This window comes from Methylobacterium oryzisoli, from assembly GCF_046557895.1.
Taxonomy (GTDB): Bacteria; Pseudomonadota; Alphaproteobacteria; order Rhizobiales; family Beijerinckiaceae; genus Methylobacterium; species Methylobacterium oryzisoli.
On the sequence record NZ_JBKIBX010000023.1, the window covers coordinates 51,772 to 66,993 of the forward strand.

At 73.5% G+C, this 15,222-nt stretch carries 10 protein-coding genes; 5 read left to right on the forward strand and 5 right to left on the reverse strand.

Annotated features, from left to right (window positions below; genetic code table 11):
- Window positions 1-16: 16 nt before the first annotated feature.
- The 3 genes from ACKUB9_RS20705 to ACKUB9_RS20715 are packed head-to-tail and all read right to left on the reverse strand — an operon-like array spanning window position 17 to window position 4,868.
- Window positions 17-1,609 carry a monovalent cation/H+ antiporter subunit D gene (locus ACKUB9_RS20705; protein WP_407526369.1) on the reverse strand — a complete coding sequence of 531 codons (1,593 nt, stop codon included), beginning with the start codon at window positions 1,607-1,609 and terminating at the stop codon, window positions 17-19.
- Entirely contained in the window at window positions 1,606-1,950 is a 345-nt protein-coding gene (locus ACKUB9_RS20710; protein WP_407526371.1) for a Na+/H+ antiporter subunit C, read from the reverse strand. The genes ACKUB9_RS20705 and ACKUB9_RS20710 overlap by 4 nt, the downstream gene beginning before the upstream one ends.
- Window positions 1,950-4,868 (reverse strand): monovalent cation/H+ antiporter subunit A, encoded by a 2,919-nt coding sequence (locus tag ACKUB9_RS20715; protein WP_407526374.1) that lies wholly within the window; start codon window positions 4,866-4,868, stop codon window positions 1,950-1,952. The genes ACKUB9_RS20710 and ACKUB9_RS20715 overlap by 1 nt, the downstream gene beginning before the upstream one ends.
- A gap of 538 nt (window positions 4,869-5,406) precedes the next feature.
- On the opposite strand from ACKUB9_RS20715, the gene kaiC reads away from it, so the two are divergent.
- The 5 genes from kaiC to ACKUB9_RS20740 all read left to right on the forward strand — a co-directional run bounded on the left by kaiC (window position 5,407) and on the right by ACKUB9_RS20740 (window position 11,045).
- On the forward strand, window positions 5,407-7,092 hold the full coding sequence (kaiC, locus tag ACKUB9_RS20720) for a circadian clock protein KaiC (protein WP_407526377.1): 1,686 nt from the start codon (window positions 5,407-5,409) through the stop codon (window positions 7,090-7,092).
- A complete protein-coding gene (locus ACKUB9_RS20725) occupies window positions 7,089-7,430 on the forward strand; it encodes a circadian clock KaiB family protein (RefSeq protein ID WP_407526379.1) in 342 nt (113 codons plus the stop codon). Before kaiC ends, ACKUB9_RS20725 begins: the two co-directional genes overlap by 4 nt.
- Window positions 7,427-7,753, forward strand: a complete 327-nt coding sequence (locus ACKUB9_RS20730; RefSeq protein WP_407526382.1) for a circadian clock KaiB family protein — start codon at window positions 7,427-7,429, stop codon at window positions 7,751-7,753. The genes ACKUB9_RS20725 and ACKUB9_RS20730 overlap by 4 nt, the downstream gene beginning before the upstream one ends.
- Entirely contained in the window at window positions 7,743-9,527 is a 1,785-nt protein-coding gene (locus tag ACKUB9_RS20735; RefSeq protein WP_407526384.1) for an ATP-binding protein, read from the forward strand. Before ACKUB9_RS20730 ends, ACKUB9_RS20735 begins: the two co-directional genes overlap by 11 nt.
- A 180-nt stretch (window positions 9,528-9,707) precedes the next feature.
- Window positions 9,708-11,045, forward strand: a complete 1,338-nt coding sequence (locus ACKUB9_RS20740) for a cytochrome P450 (RefSeq protein ID WP_407526387.1) — start codon at window positions 9,708-9,710, stop codon at window positions 11,043-11,045.
- Window positions 11,046-11,063: 18 nt separating this feature from the next.
- Here ACKUB9_RS20740 and ACKUB9_RS20745 read toward each other — a convergent pair whose 3' ends face one another.
- Window positions 11,064-11,807 (reverse strand): DsbA family protein, encoded by a 744-nt coding sequence (locus tag ACKUB9_RS20745; protein WP_407526390.1) that lies wholly within the window; start codon window positions 11,805-11,807, stop codon window positions 11,064-11,066.
- Window positions 11,808-11,909: 102 nt separating this feature from the next.
- The gene (locus tag ACKUB9_RS20750) at window positions 11,910-15,152 is read right to left on the reverse strand and encodes a caspase family protein (RefSeq protein ID WP_407526393.1); all 3,243 of its coding nucleotides are present in this window, start codon (window positions 15,150-15,152) and stop codon (window positions 11,910-11,912) included.
- Window positions 15,153-15,222: the final 70 nt, after the last annotated feature.

The following is a 15,222-nucleotide window of genomic DNA, read 5'->3' on the forward strand; positions in this document are numbered from 1 at the left end:
GGATGGGGCAGTAGCCTCACGGGACCGCCTCCCGCAGCACCGCGCCCACGTAGGCCCCCGGGCTCGCGAGCCAGTGCGCCGTCGCCTCCGCGTAGGCGAGCGCCGGCCCGCCCCACAGGCTCAAGCCGAGGCAGCCGGCGAGCAGGCCCGCCAGCGCCGCGGCCTCGGCGGTCCGCAGGGCCGGGGACGGCCCGTCCGACGGGACCCAGAAGTTGAAGATGCCGAAGCGCAGCAGCGGGATCAGCGTGCCGAGCCCCGACAGCAGGAGCGCGCCGACGAGGAGCCAGGACGAGGCCGCGACCGGACCGGCGGGGGCCGCGGCCCCGGCGAGCCCGGAGAGGATCGCGAGCTTGCCGATGAAGCCCGCGAGCGGCGGCAGACCCGCCAGCATCAGGGCGCAGACGAAGTAGGCCGCCCCCAGGAGCGCGACGATGGCCGGGATGTCGAGGGCGGCCACGGTCTCGTCGGCCTCGAAGGGGTCGAAATCCTCGTCCTCGAACACCGCCTCGGTGGCGGAGGCGGCCGGATCGCGCCCGCGCTGGAGGATCTCGGCGAGGAGGAAGAGCGTGGCGGCCGCGAGCGTCGAGCCGGCGAGGTAGAACAGCGCGCCCGACACCGCCGCAGCGCTGCCGGTCCCTAAGGCCGCCAGCACCGTGCCCGAGGAGATCATCACCGCGAAGGCCGCCGCGCGCGCGAGGTCCCGCGCGCCCAGCAGCCCGAAGGTCCCGAACGCCAGGGTGGCGATGCCGGCGGCGAGCAGCCACTGCGTCCCGAATCCCGCCGAGGGGCCGCTCTCGGCCCCGAACAGCAGGAGGCTCAGCCGCACCACGACGTAGACCCCGACCTTGCTCAGGATCGAGAGCACCGCCGCGGCGGGCGCGCTCGCCGCCGCGTAGGCCGGGGGCAGCCAGAACCCGAGCGGCCACAGGCTGGACTTGATCAGGAAGGTGATGCCCAGGAAGGCCGCCCCGACCTCGAACAGCGTGCGCTCGGCCGGGCCGAGGAGCGGCAGGCGGCGGGCGAGGTCGGCCATCGTGAGGGTGCCGGTATTGGCGTAGACGAGGCTGACGCCGATCAGGAAGAACAGCGAGGCCACGAGGTTCACGGCGATGTAGGCGAGGCCCGCGCGGATGCGCGCCTCGCCCGATCCGTGCAGCACCAGCCCGTAGGAGGCGGCCAGCATCACCTCGAAGAACACGAACAGGTTGAACAGGTCGCCGGTCAGGAAGGCGCCGTTGACCCCCATCAGGAGCAGCAGGAAGAGGGCATGGAAGCGCGGCCCGGCCCGGTTCCAGCGCGACAGCGAGTAGACCAGGGCACAGAGCCCGAGCAGGCTCGCGAGCACCAGCATCGCCGCCGAGAGCCGGTCGACGACGAGCACGATGCCGTAGGGCGCCGGCCAGTCGCCGAGCCGGTAGGCGAGGGCGCCGGGCGAGGCCGCCGCTGCGTGCAGCAGCCACACCGAGACGGCGAGCAGCGCCACCGCGGTGGCGACGCTGATCCCCGCCTTCAGGGCGTGGCGCCGCTCGTCGAGGAGCAGCATCGCGCCCGAGACCGCGAGCGGCAGTACCACCGGCGCCACGATCAGGTGGTCGGCGGGCAGGCTCATCGGTCGGGCTCCCGGCCGTCGACGTGGTCGCTCCCCGCGATGCCGCGGGCGGCCAGCAGCACGACGAGGAAGAGGGCGGTCAGCGCGAAGCTGATGACGAGGGCGGTCAGCACGAGCGCCTGCGGCAGCGGGTCGGCGTAGAGGGCGGGGTCGTTGGCCTCCGGGCTCGCCAGCACCGGAGGGGCGCCGACCCGCAGCCGCCCCATCGAGAACACGAACAGGTTCACCGCGTAGCCGAGCAGGGTCAGGCCGATCGCCACCTGGAAGCTGCGCGGGCGCAGGATGAGCCAGACACCCGCGGCGGCGAGGCCCCCGATGCCGGCGGCGAGCACGGCCTCCATCACACCTCCTCCCGCTCGGGAAGCCCCTCGGCGCGGGCGCGGCGCAGGGACTGGCGCGCGAGGGCGACGAGCATCAGCACCGTGGCGCCCACCACCAGCACGACGACGCCGAGATCGAACAGCAGCGCGCTCGCGAGCGGGATCTTGCCGAGGCCCGGCACCTCCGCGTAGGCGAAGGCCGTGGTCAGGAAGGGGCGCCCGAACAGCCAGGAGCCCGCCCCCACGCAGGCCGCCACGAGGAGGCCGGAGCCGATCCAGGTGACCGGCCGGATCGTCAGCCGCTCGTCCACCCAGCGGGCGCCGTGCGCCATGTACTGCAGCACGAAGGCGATCGAGAGCGCGATGCCCGCCGCGAAGCCGCCCCCCGGCAGGTCGTGGCCGCGCAGGAACAGGTGCAGGGCGAGCACCACCAGGACCGGAAACAGCCACGTCATCACGGTGGCGGGCACCAGCATCGCGTCGGCCATGCTGTCGCCGGGCGTCCGGTCGGGGCGCGCCTCCTCCCAGGCGGCGAGCCGGCGCTGCTGGGCGGGCCGGTCCAGGCTGTCGGCGGCCGGGCGGAAGCGCCGCAGCAGGGCCAGCACGGTGAGCCCGACGATGCCCAGCACGGTGATCTCGCCCAGCGTGTCGAAGGCGCGGAAATCGACCAGCAGCACGTTGACGACGTTGCGCCCGCCGCCGCCCGAATAGACGTTCTCGACGAAGAAGCGCGCGATGCCCTCGCCCGCCGGCCGCGCCATCACCGCGTAGGACAGGCCGGCGAGGCAGGCCCCGAACGCCACTGCGAGGGCGAGGTCCGCCGCCCGGCGCCGGCGCGCCCGCGGTTTCTCGGAGTCGGGGATCGGGATGGTGCGGTCGCGCTTCGGCAGCCAGCGCAGGCCGAGCAGCAGCAGCACCGTGGTGACGACCTCGATCAGGATCTGCGTGGCGGCGAGGTCCGGCGCCGAGAGCCACACGAAGGTGATGGAGGAGACGAGCCCGGCTCCCCCCGCGAAGATGATCGCCGCGAGGCGCTGGTACTTCGCCGTGGCCGCCGCCGCGACCGCGCAGGCGCCGCCCACCAGCCACAGCAGCGCGAAGGCGGGATAGAGACCCGCCTCCGGGAGCCGGAGGTTCACGGGCGCGGTGCCCTCGCCGCGCAGGAGGGCCGCGAGGGCGACGATCAGGGCGACGAGGAGCAGGATCCGCAGCTGGTCCTGCAGCCGCGCCGCGCCGAGCCGGTCCTCCAGCCAGCGCGCGCCGCGCTCCAGGCCGACCATCGCGCGGTCGAACAGGCGGGCCGCGTCGAGCCGGTCGAGGAGCCATGGGCCGCCGCGCGGATTGGTGTCGATGCGCGGCCCGAGCAGGCGGTAGAGCCCCACCCCGACGACCAGGGCCGCGACGCTGAGGGCGAGCGGCGCGTTGAACCCGTGCCACACGCTCAGGCTGTAGGCGGGCGCGCGGTCGCCAAAGACCGCGGCGACGGCGATCTCCAGGGCGGTGCCGATGGTGAGGTTGGGCACGAGCCCGACCGCGACGCAGGCCACCACCAGCGCCTCGACCGGGAAGCGCATCCAGCGCGGCGGCTCGTGCGGCGCCCGCGGCAGGTCGGTGGCGGGCGGCCCGAAGAAGGTCTGACGGATGAAGCGGAGCGAGTAGAGCACCGACAGGGCGCTGGCGAGGGTCGCGACGAGCGGCAGGCCCGCGTTGAGCGCCCGGTCGTGCGTGCCCGCCACCGCCTCGGCCAGGAACATCTCCTTGGACAGGAAGCCGTTGAGGAGCGGCACCCCCGCCATCGCGGCGGCCGCCACCATCGCCAGGGTGGCGGTCACCGGCATCGCGCGGCGCAGGCCGCTCAGGCGGCGCAGGTCCCGGGTGCCGGTCTCGTGGTCGATGATCCCCGCCGCCATGAACAGCGACGCCTTGAAGGTGGCGTGGTTGACCGTGTGGAAGATCGCCGCCACCACCGAGAGGGTGGAGTCGAGCCCGAGCAGCAGCGTGATCAGCCCGAGATGGCTGATGGTCGAGTAGGCGAGCAGCCCCTTGAGATCGTGCTGGAAGACCGCGCACCACGCCCCGAACAGCATGGTGGCGACGCCCGCCGTGCCGACGAGGAGGTACCACGCATCCGTCTCGGCCAGCACCGGGTAGAGCCGGATCATCAGGAAGATGCCGGCCTTCACCAGGGTCGCCGAGTGCAGGTAGGCGCTCACCGGGGTCGGGGCCGCCATGGCGCGCGGCAGCCAGAAGTGGAACGGCATCTGCGCGCTCTTGGTCAGCGCGCCGGCGAGCACCAGCACCAGGGTGGGCAGGTAGAGCGGGCTCTCCCGGATGCGGTCGCCCGAGGCCAGCACGGTGGCGAGGTCCGTGCTACCGACGAGGCGCCCGATCAGGATCATGCCGGCGAGCAGGCACAGGCCGCCCGCCGCCGTGACGGTGAGCGCCATGCGCGCGCCGTCCCGGGCCTGGGGCTTGCCGGACCAGTACCCGACCAGCAGGAACGACAGGAGGCTGGTCAGTTCCCAGAACACCACCAGCTGGATCAGGTCGCCCGCCAGCACCACGCCCTGCATCGCCCCCATGAAGGCGAGGAGGAGCGAGAAGAAGCGCGAGGCCGATTCCCCGGGCGCCATGTAGTAGCGCGCGTAGAGCACCACGAGTGCGCCGATGCCGAGGACGAGGAGCGAGAACAGCCACGCCAGCCCGTCGATGCGCAGCGTGAAGGTGAGGCCGAGGGAGGGCAGCCAGGGGAGGGACACGGCGACCGCGCGGCCCGAGGCCACCGCCGGGACGAGGGCGAGGACGCAGCCGAGCCCGCCCAGCGCCGCGAGGCCGGCGAGCCCGGCGGCGGCGTCCCGCGCCCGGCGCGGCAGGAGGGCGACCCCGAGCGCCGCCGCGAAGGGCAGCGCGGCGGCCGCAACGAGAAGTTCATCCGTCATGTCGCCGGACCCATCCCACGCCGTCGGGTTTCAGGCCAGTCCGCGGGACGTGCCCGAACCCGAAGGGTGGCCGGTCCGCAACCCTGCGTCGAGGCCGTGCCGAAGGATGCGCCGCGGGTCCCGCCGAGAGGGCGGGCGCGCGACGAGGGGATCGGTACGATGCTCACGCAATCGGGGCCGCTCGCGAGGGATTGAGGGTTCGGCGTATCAGTTAGCGCTGGGTCGCGGCCAAGCAACCCCTGGTGGCCTGGCGCCAAGGCCCGCGCGAGGCCATGCGCGGGCGGCGCGGTCGCCTGACGGCGCCGTCGGCGCCCGGCGCGGCGGGGCCCTTCCGGCGGCGCGGCATACTCCCCTGCCCCTCGTATTGCCATCGCCCGGGGGCTGCTTTAGCTGGACTCGGCCGGACGGGCGCCTTGCATTGCGGGCGCGGAGCCGAAAGATGAACCGTCCCGCGGTCCGGCCCGATGGCGGGAGCGCCGGGACGAGGGGCGGGCGCCCGCCGCGGGCGCCGGATCGGGGCTGAGGGGATCGCGCCGACGTGTCTGAGGTCATCGCAGCCCCGAAGCTGCTCAAGGCTCCCACCGGCATCGCGGGCTTCGACGAGGTCACGCAGGGCGGGCTGCCCGCCGGGCGGCCCTCGCTCGTCTGCGGCTCGGCCGGCTGCGGCAAGACCCTGTTCGCCACCACCTTCCTGGTGAACGGCGTGCGGCTGTTCGACGAGCCCGGCGTGTTCATGAGCTTCGAGGAGCGCGCCGAGGATCTGACGGCGAACGTCGCCTCGCTCGGCTACGACCTCGACGGGCTCGTGGCGGCCGGCAGGCTCGCCATCGACCACGTGCGCGTCGAGCGCAGCGAGATCGAGGAGACGGGCGAGTACGACCTCGAAGCCCTGTTCATCCGGCTCGGCTTCGCGGTGGACAGCGTCGGCGCCAAGCGGGTGGTGCTCGACACGATCGAGACCCTCTTCTCCGGCTTCACCGACCAGTCGATCCTGCGCGCGGAACTCCGCCGCCTGTTCGGCTGGATCAAGGAGCGCGGGCTCACCGCCGTCATCACGGGCGAGCGCGGCGACGGGCAGCTCACCCGCCAGGGTCTGGAGGAGTACGTCTCCGACTGCGTGGTGCTGCTCGACAACCGCGTCGAGGACCAGATCACCACGCGCCGGCTGCGGGTGGTGAAGTACCGCGGCTCGGCGCACGGCACCAACGAGTACCCGTTCCTCATCGACGACGAGGGCATCAGCGTCCTGCCGGTGACCTCGACCGACCTCGATTACCGCGTGGCGAGCGGGGTGATCTCAAGCGGGATCCCGGGCCTCGACGCCATGCTGGAGCCGGGCGGCTTCCATCGCGGCTCCAGCCTCCTGATCTCGGGCGAGGCCGGCACCGGCAAGACCATGATCAGCGCCTCGCTCCTCGATGCGGCCTGCGCGCGGGGCGAGCGCTGCATGGCGTTCGTGTTCGAGGAGAGCGGGGCGCAGATCTGCCGCAACGCCCGGTCGATCGGCCTCGACCTCGGCCGGCACGTCGAGAGCGGCCTCCTGCGCTTCGAGGCGGCGCGGCCGAGCCTGTACGGGCTGGAGATGCACCTCGCGCGCATGCACCGCGACGTCGACCGGTTCGCGCCGAGCGTCGTCGTGGTCGACCCGGTCTCGGCCCTCTACGGGCCGGCCACCGAGCTGCAGGCGACGCTCCTGCGCATGATCGACATGCTCAAGGGCCGCGGCATCACGGCGGTGTTCACCAGCCTGCGGGTCGAGACCCGCGATCAGGCGGACGACCTCGGCGTCTCCTCGCTGATGGATGCCTGGGTCAAGCTCCTCAACGTCGAGGCCAACGGCGAGCGCACGCGCACCCTCTACGTCATCAAGGCCCGCGGCATGAGCCATTCCCATCAGGTCCGCGAGTTCCTGATGTCGCATGAGGGCATCACCCTGGTGGACGCCTATATCGGTCCGGCCGGGGTCCTCACCGGCACGGCGCGCCTCGTTCAGGAGGCGCAGGAGAAGGCCGCCCTCCTGCGGGACAGGCAGGAGAGCCAGCGGCGGATCCGCGAGGTGGCGCGGCGGCGCCGGGCGATCGAGCGCCAGCTGGACGAGCTGCGCGCCAGCCTGGAGGCCGCCGACGACGAGGAGGCCGTCCTGCGCCAGGAGGACGACCTGCGCGAGACGATGCTGGACGAAGGACGCCGGGACCTGGCGGCACGGCGGAGTGCGGCGGAATGAGCGATCAGACCAACCCGGCGGGGGACGCGGCTCCCGATCCCGATTCGGATCCCGGGCACTATCACCTGCGTCTCTACGTGGCCGGCCAGACCGCCAAGTCGGTCGCCGCGATGGCGAACCTCCGGCGCTTCTGCGAGGAGCACCTCGCGGGCCGCTACGACATCGAGGTGATCGACCTGATGAAGAACCCGCAGCTCGCCGCGGGCGACCAGATCCTGGCGATCCCCACCCTGGTGCGCCGCCTGCCCTCGCCGCTCAAGCGCATCATCGGCGACCTCTCGAACACCGAGAAGGTGCTGGTCGGCCTCGACATCCGCACCAGGGACGGTCGCCCGTGAGCGCCGAAGGCCCGCAGCCGGACGAGACCGGGCCCTACCTGCTGCGCCTGTTCGTCGCCGGCACCTCCGCCCGCTCCCTGCGCACGGTCGAGACCCTGCACGGGCTGTGCGGCACCCATCTGCGGGACCGCTACGCGCTGGAGGTCGTCGACATCTACCAGCAGCCCGACCTCGCGCAGCGGGACGGCGTGCTGGCCGCCCCGACGCTGCTGCGGATCGCCCCGCCGCCCGCGCGCCGGATCACGGGCGACCTCTCGGACGAGGGCCGGGTGCTGCGCGGCCTCGGCCTGACCGCCTCCCCGGGAGGCGCCGATGAGCGCTGACGAGGCGGGGTCGGACACCGCGGCGGCGTGGCGCGCCCGCGCCGAGGATCTCGCGGCGCGTCTGCACGAGGCCGAGGCGCGCCTGGAGGAGAGCGAGGACACCCTCGCGGCGATCCGCCAGGGGGATTTCGACGCCGTGGTGGTCGAGGGGCCCGACCAGGAGCGGCTCGTCTACACGCTGGAGAACGCGGACCGGCCCTACCGGGTGCTGATCGAGCAGATCCAGGAAGGCGCCGTCACCCTCGGCCCGGACGGCGTGGTGCTCTACTGCAACCGGCGGCTCGCCGAGATGCTGGCGCTGCCGCAGGAGCGGCTGACCGGCCAGCCGCTCGGCCGGTTCGTGCTCCCGGCCCACGCGGCGACGCTCGCCCGCCTCATCGACGAGGCCAAGGACAGCCCCGTGCGCGAGGAGGTCGCGTTCGCCGCCGCGGACGGGTCGGACCGGCCGGTCTACCTCTCCTTGAGCCGGCTGGAGCGGCGGGACGACCGGCCGCTCCTGTGCGGCATCCTCACCGACCTCATCGAGCAGAAGCAGCACATCCAGGCGCTCGCCGAGGCCAATGCCCGCCTGCTCGCGGAGAGCCGCGAGCGCGAGCGCATCGAGGAGGCGCTGCGCCAGTCGCAGAAGCTCGAAGCGGTGGGCCAGCTCACCGGCGGGGTCGCGCACGACTTCAACAACCTGCTCACGGTCATCAAGTCCTCCACCGACCTCCTGAAGCGGCCCGACCTCGCCGAGGCGCGCCGCGCCCGCTACGTCGAGGCGATCTCCGACACGGTGGACCGGGCCGCCAAGCTCACCGGGCAGCTCCTCGCCTTCGCTCGGCGCCAAGCCCTCAAGCCCGAGGTGTTCGAGGTCGGGGCCGCCCTGCACGCGGTGGCGGACATGCTCGACACCGTGACGGGCGCGCGCATCGCCGTCATCGCCAAGGTGCCGGACGAGCCCTGCTACATCCGGGCGGACCTGAGCCAGTTCGAGACGGCGCTGATCAACATGGCGGTGAACGCCCGCGACGCCATGGGGGGCGAGGGCACGCTCACCCTGCGGCTCGAAGGCCGCCGGGCGCTGCCGCCGATCCGCGGCCATGCCGGCTCGCGCAGCAACGGCTTCGCGGCGGTGTCGCTCACCGACACAGGCGGCGGCATCCCGCCCGACGTGCTGCTGCGCATCTTCGAGCCGTTCTTCACCACCAAGGAGGTGGGCAAGGGCACGGGGCTGGGTCTTTCCCAGGTCTTCGGCTTCGCCAAGCAGTCGGGCGGCGACGTCGACGTGGCGAGCGCGGTCGGCCAGGGCACCACCTTCACCCTCTACCTGCCGCAGGTGGAGGCCAACCCTACCGACGGGCTCGGCCTGCCGCCGGAGGAGCGGAGGCCCGAAGAGTCCGGCCTGCGCGTGCTGGTGGTGGAGGACAACGTCGAGGTCGGCCGCTTCGCCACCCAGATCCTGGAGGATCTCGGCCACGCCACGGTCTGGGCGACGAATGCCGAGGACGCGCTCGCGGAGCTGGCGAAGGGCCTGCACCGCTTCGACATCGTGTTCTCGGACGTGGTGATGCCGGGAATGGGCGGCATCGCGCTCGCCCGCCAAGTCGGCGCGCTCCATCCCGACCTGCCGGTGGTGCTGACCTCGGGCTACAGCCACGTGCTGGCCCAGGAGGGCGCGCACGGTTTCGACCTCGTCCAGAAGCCCTACTCGGTCGAGCAGCTCTCCCGCGTGCTGCGCAAGGCGGTGACCGGTCGGCGCGCCTCCGGCGAGGCGGACGGGATCACCGGCTGAGCTGCTGCCCGCGCTTGCCATGCGGTCGTTCGTGGACGTGTCGAGACGTGAATCGGCCGGCCCTTGCTGGTGATGGCCACCGTGCGTCGGCACGATCGGCGCTGAAAGCCGTCCCGGCATTCCCGACGCCCTGCTGGAACGGGGCCGGCCTCCTCCTGTTGGACCGCAGGAGGTTCGCGCATGACGGTCGATGCAGACGATGCCGTGCGAGGGGCACCGGGTCCGGATCAGGCCGGCGCGATCCGCGACGCGGCGCCGCTGTCAGTGCCGCGGCGCGGAGGCATCCCGCGCGACCGCGCGCCCGACAGCACCCTGGCGCTGCTGCGCGAGGGCTACGGCTTCATCCCCGGCCGCTGCCGGGCCTACGGCTCCGACCTGTTCGAGACCCGGCTGATGCTGACCCGGGCGATTTGCATGACCGGGGCCGAGGCCGCCGCCCGGTTCTACGAGCCCGACCGCTTCACCCGCCGGCACGCCCTGCCGCGCGCCTCCTTCGCGCTGATCCAGGACCAGGGCAGCGTGATGGTGCTCGACGGGGATGCCCATCGCTGGCGCAAGGCGATGTTCCTCTCGCTCATGGGGCCGGCCGCCCTGCGGCGGCTCGGGGAGGCGACAATCCGGCACTGGCGGGCCTGGGCCGCGCGCTGGGCCGCGCAGGAGCGCGTGGCGCTGCTCGACGAGGCCCACGCCCCCCTCACGGCCGCGGTCTGCGAATGGGCCGGCCTGCCGCTCACCGAGGCTGAGGTGCGGGCGCGCACGGGCGAGTTTCTGGCCATGATCGACGGCACCGGCTCGGTCGGCCCGCGCAACTGGCGCGGCCACTGGCGGCGCGCCCGCACCGAGCGCTGGGCGCGAGAGGCGATCCGTCAGGTCCGGGAGGGCCAGCGCGAGGCGCCGCCGGACAGCGCGGTCCACGTCATCGCGCATCACCGCGACCCGGAGGGCAAACCTCTCAACCTGACGGTGGCGGGGGTGGAACTCATCAACGTGCTGCGCCCGACCGTGGCGAATGCCCGCTACCTCGTCTTCGCGGCCCACGCGCTGCACCTCCACCCCGAGACGAAGGAGACCCTGCGCGCGGGCGACGAGGCCGATCTGACCCACTTCGTCCACGAGGTGCGGCGCTTCTATCCCTTCATCCCCTTCATCGGCGGGCGCGTCCTCGCGCCGTTCGAGCTCCACGGCCACCATTTCGCGCGCAACGACTGGGTGCTGATGGACCTCTACGGCACCAACCGCGACCCGCGCCTCTGGGAGGCGCCGGAGCGCTTCCGGCCCGAGCGCTTCCGGGGGTGGTCGGGCGATCCCAACACGCTCATCCCGCAGGGCGGCGGCGCGCACGAGACCGGGCACCGCTGTCCGGGCGAGGGAATCACGCTGACGCAGATGAAGGCCATGGTGCCGCTGCTGGTCCGGGAGATGGCCTACGCGGTGCCGGACCAGGACCTGCGGATCGACCTCGGCCGCATCCCGGCCCGGCCCCGCGATGGGTTCGTCATCGCGCCGGCGCGCGCCTGATGCGGGGCGGCGCGCGGCTCAGCCGGGCTGGCCCTCGCAGGTGACGGCGTCGCAGGCGGCCACGGCCGCGACCATCCGGGCCAGCGCCCGGCCGCCCGGGTGTCCGAGCACGCCGGTGGTGCCCACGACGTAGGATGGGGTGGCGGCGAGGCCGAGATTCGCGGCGAGCCGCATCTGCGTGGCGAGCGCGGCGCCGATCTCGGGTGAGTCCGCTTCCGCCTCGATCGCGTCGCGCGGGTGGCCGAGGCTCCGCGCGGCATCGAGGGCGCGCGGGCCGTCGATGGCGCCGGGCGCGCCGAGGAGCTTGGCGTAGAGCGCGTAGCCCGCCGCCGACCCGGCCCGGCGCTGCACCGCGAGGTGGACCTTGGCGGCCTGGGCCGAGCGGGGCGAGAGGATCGGGTTCTGGACGAGGCCGACGCGCAGGTCCGGCGTCGCCACGACGAGCGCCGCGATGTCGCGCGCCGCCGCGCGGCACCAGGGGCAGTTGTAGTCGTAGAACTCGTGCAGCGTGATGCCGGCCTCGCGCGGGCCGATCCAGGTCACGCCGCGCAGGCCCGCGATCTCGGAGGTCAGCTCCCCGGGCAGGCGCGTGTTCGGCACGGGCTTGCCGTCGTCGCCGGTGAGCGCGTGCCACTGGCCCTCCGCCTGCGCCCGGGCGGCCATGGGCCACGCCGCGAGGAGGCCGGCCAGGAGCGTGCGGCGGGAGAGGCCGACCGGTCCGCCCGGAAGGGGGCCGCTCCCCGCAGGATCAAGGTGCCGCATCGTTCCCTCCCGCATGACCCCGGGCTGCGCGCCGTCCGCCGGCCCGTCATAAGCTCGGCCATTGGGGCTGGATGAAGGCCGTCCGGCGTCGGGTTCGGGGCGTCAGAACAGCGAGAAATCACCCACCATCTGGCTGCGGGCGAACCAGGGCGTCTGCTGCCCCTGCGTCGCGGACCAGACCCGGGCCTTCACGCCGCGGTGCAACTCGCTGAGTTCGATCACGCCGTTGCGGTTGAGGTCGTGGCGGTCGCGCTCCGTCGTGATGACGTCGATGATGGCGCGGGTGAACACGCCGCCCGTGGCCAGTTCCCGGGCCACCTCGCGGCCCTTGGAGGCCGAGAAGATCATGATCCGCGAGGGCATCCCGGCCAGGATCGCCGAGGCGGAGGCGTCGTTGGTGGCGAGGAAGCCGGTCCCGGCCGCGCCGCTGTGGCAGGTGTCGAGGAAGATCGCGACCCGCCCCTTGGCCCGGTTGAAGATCGGGACGAGGTCGTCCCAGGGCAGGCCGGTCGCCGCGATGGCGTCGGCCCGCAGGCCCGATGTCGCCAGAAACAGCCGCCCCGCCGCGTCGCGCACCCCGTGCCCGGCGAAGAACAGGATGACGGTCTCGTCCGCGGCGGCGGCGTCGACCGCCGCGGCCAGCGCCTGCTTGAGCGCGGCCGGCGAAGCCTCGTGGTCGCGCAGCAGCACCGGCGGCCCCGCCAGGGAGAGCCCGGCGGCCGGCGCCGCCAGCGCCGCCGCGAAGGCCTCGGCGTCGCGGGTCGCCATCGTGAGCTGCGGCACCTGCGGGTCGTCGTAGCGGTCGACGCCCGCCGCCAGGACGTGGGCGCGGCGCCGGCCGGCCGGCCCGATGTCGCGCCCCACCGGGGCGCTCGCCAGCCCCGTCTCGTCCACGGCGAGCAGGCTCACCCAGCGGGTGCCGGGAAGCGGCGCGAACCGCGCTTCGATCGTCCTCCCAGGAGTCGGATATGGCTCCTGGCGGGTCAGGAGGCCGTCCTCGTAGACCTGGATCGTGCGCACCGGCGCCGAGCCGTCGGCCCGCGCGGTGATGCGCACCTCCGGCCCCTCGCGGGCGATCGTCGCCGCGAGCGAGGGCGGAACGCCGACGCTCACCGCGGCCGGCGCTGCTCCGCCGGCCAGCACCGACGCCACCAGCCCCGGCGCGCGCAGCAGCGCGGCGAACTGCGCCAGCGCGTGCTCGCCGCGCTGGCCGGGGAAGCGCAGCCGCACCATCTCGGCGCCCTCCGCGGTGGCGTCGAAGCGGCCGTCGGGCGCGGCGACCACCACCTCGTCGTCGACGATGCGCCCGGCGAGCACCTGGGCGCCGCCCGCGAGGCGGTAGACGAAGACCGTGCCGTCCTGGTTGATCTGCACCGCGTGGTCCCGGGACGCCGTCAGCAGGATGCGGCGCATCTGCGGCCCGCGCGACAGGTCGAAGCGCTTGGCCACCACCGTCTCCGTCTGGAGGTCGTAGACCGCGAAGGCCTGACCCTCGCGGGAGGTCAGGACGAGGTAGCGCTCCCCGTGCAGCTCGGCGTTGTCGAGGCAGGAATCCACCGTGTAGGCGCAGCTCGGCGCGCCGGCCTCGGCGTCGTTGCGGAGCAACCGGCGCGCGTCCTTGTCCATGAACTCGACCACGCGTTTCCTCGTGGAATCGAACACGTAGAGGTTTGGTCTGTTGAAGGCGGCGTTGCCCTCGGTGCAGCCGCGCCACGCGAGCCAGACGATGCGGCGAGCGCCCAGCGTCCAGCGACGGGCCACGTTGATGTTGCTGTTGAAGCGGCCGGCCTGCTCCGGCTGACAGTCCAGCCCGTCGAGATACTCGAAGGTGCCCCGCGCGGCCGGCACCTCGGCGGCGATGCTGGCCGCCACGCGCAGGGCCTGCGGCTTGGGCAATTCCTTCTGGTAGCCGGCTTCGAACCGACCGACCGTGCGCTCGGGCGCCGCGACCGGCAGGAAGGCGAAGCCGAACTCGGTGAGGCGCCGCGCGAAGCGGTCGACCGCCGTTCGGCCGGTTTCCGCCTGCGCCGGGGTGCCGCGCCACGCCGCCCGGTCCATGCCGACCGTGGTGGCCGCCTCGGTCTCGGCCAGGACCCGGACCGGCGGGGCCTTGCGGGGAGCGGCAAGGAACTTCGCGAGCGCCTTCTGTGTCGGGCTGCGTTCCGCGGGCGTGGGCAACCCCAGATGCGTGAAGACGAGCGGGCCGCGCGTCTCCCAGACCTTCGGCAGCGCGAAGGAGCGCAGGCCCGAGGCCGCCCGCGCCACGCGCACGGCCTCCTCGCGCGCCGCCGGGACCTTGTCGAGGTCGAGGAGCGTGCCGCTGTAGAGGTTCGCGCCCGTCAGGCTGTCGATGATGACGCCGAGCGGTCCGGCGAACGCCGCGAGGTTGGCCTCGAGGTCGATCCGGTAGGCGCTGTCATCGACCCCGCTGCAGCAGCGCGCACTGAGATGGGTGCCGCCGTAGCCCGGCGCCCCGGGATTGAGGGCGTTGACGACGCTGAGAGTGCCCCATTGCGGACTGCCCCCGGCGATGAAGCTGTCGGCGTTGTCCCAGGCGATGGCATCGGTCCCGCCCAGCGTGACCAAGCGTGCGCCGTCGATGGCGTCGAGCACGGCGATGCCGTCCTGCTCCTCGGCGGCGACGAAGCGGCCGGTGGGCGAGAAGCGCGGCCGGGTGCCGGCGCGCTCCGCGATCTCGGCGCCGTTCGCCGCATCCACGAGGCGGTAGCGGCCCTCGTGGATGTCGAGGATGCGCGCGCCGTCCGCCGAGACGATGCGGTCCGACGGGGTGCCGGCATCGAGGGGATCGCCGATCACCAGGGCCGGCCGCCCGCCCGGCCGAGCCTGGATCGCGACGGTGCGCGCCGCGCCCTGTCCGGCACTCTCGCGGCAGCCGTCGTGGCCCACCACGTCCCAGTGCAGCACGGAGGCGCCCGGGGCGAGGGCGGTGACGTCGAAGGAGCCCTGGCGCGCCGCGCCCTCGCCGAACAGCGGGATCACCGCCCGCGTCATCCCGGCGAAGCGCTGGAACCGGAACGCCGCCTCGGCCCCGGGCGTCAGCCCATACAGGCCCTGGCCCGAGAAGCGCACCGGCTTGTCGGTGGCCACCACGAGGAACGTGGCCCGCGGCGCCGGTCCGGAGCGGGACCAGCGGAGCGTGACCGGCGCTCCCACATGGGTCGCGGCCGACGCCACGCTGACCCGCGCGCCCTGCCGCACCTCCGCGATCGCCGCCCGTGTCTGCTCGCAGTCCGCGGCCCGGGCTTGGCCTCCTGGGGCTTGGCCTCCCAGGACTTGGCTCCCCAGGATCGCTGCCGCAATCCATCCCATGATCGTCCGTGACATCGCGGGCCTTCGGGCGGCGTCTGACTGAATGACAACTTAGACAAGATTTCGTGCGACTTCAAATGTACTG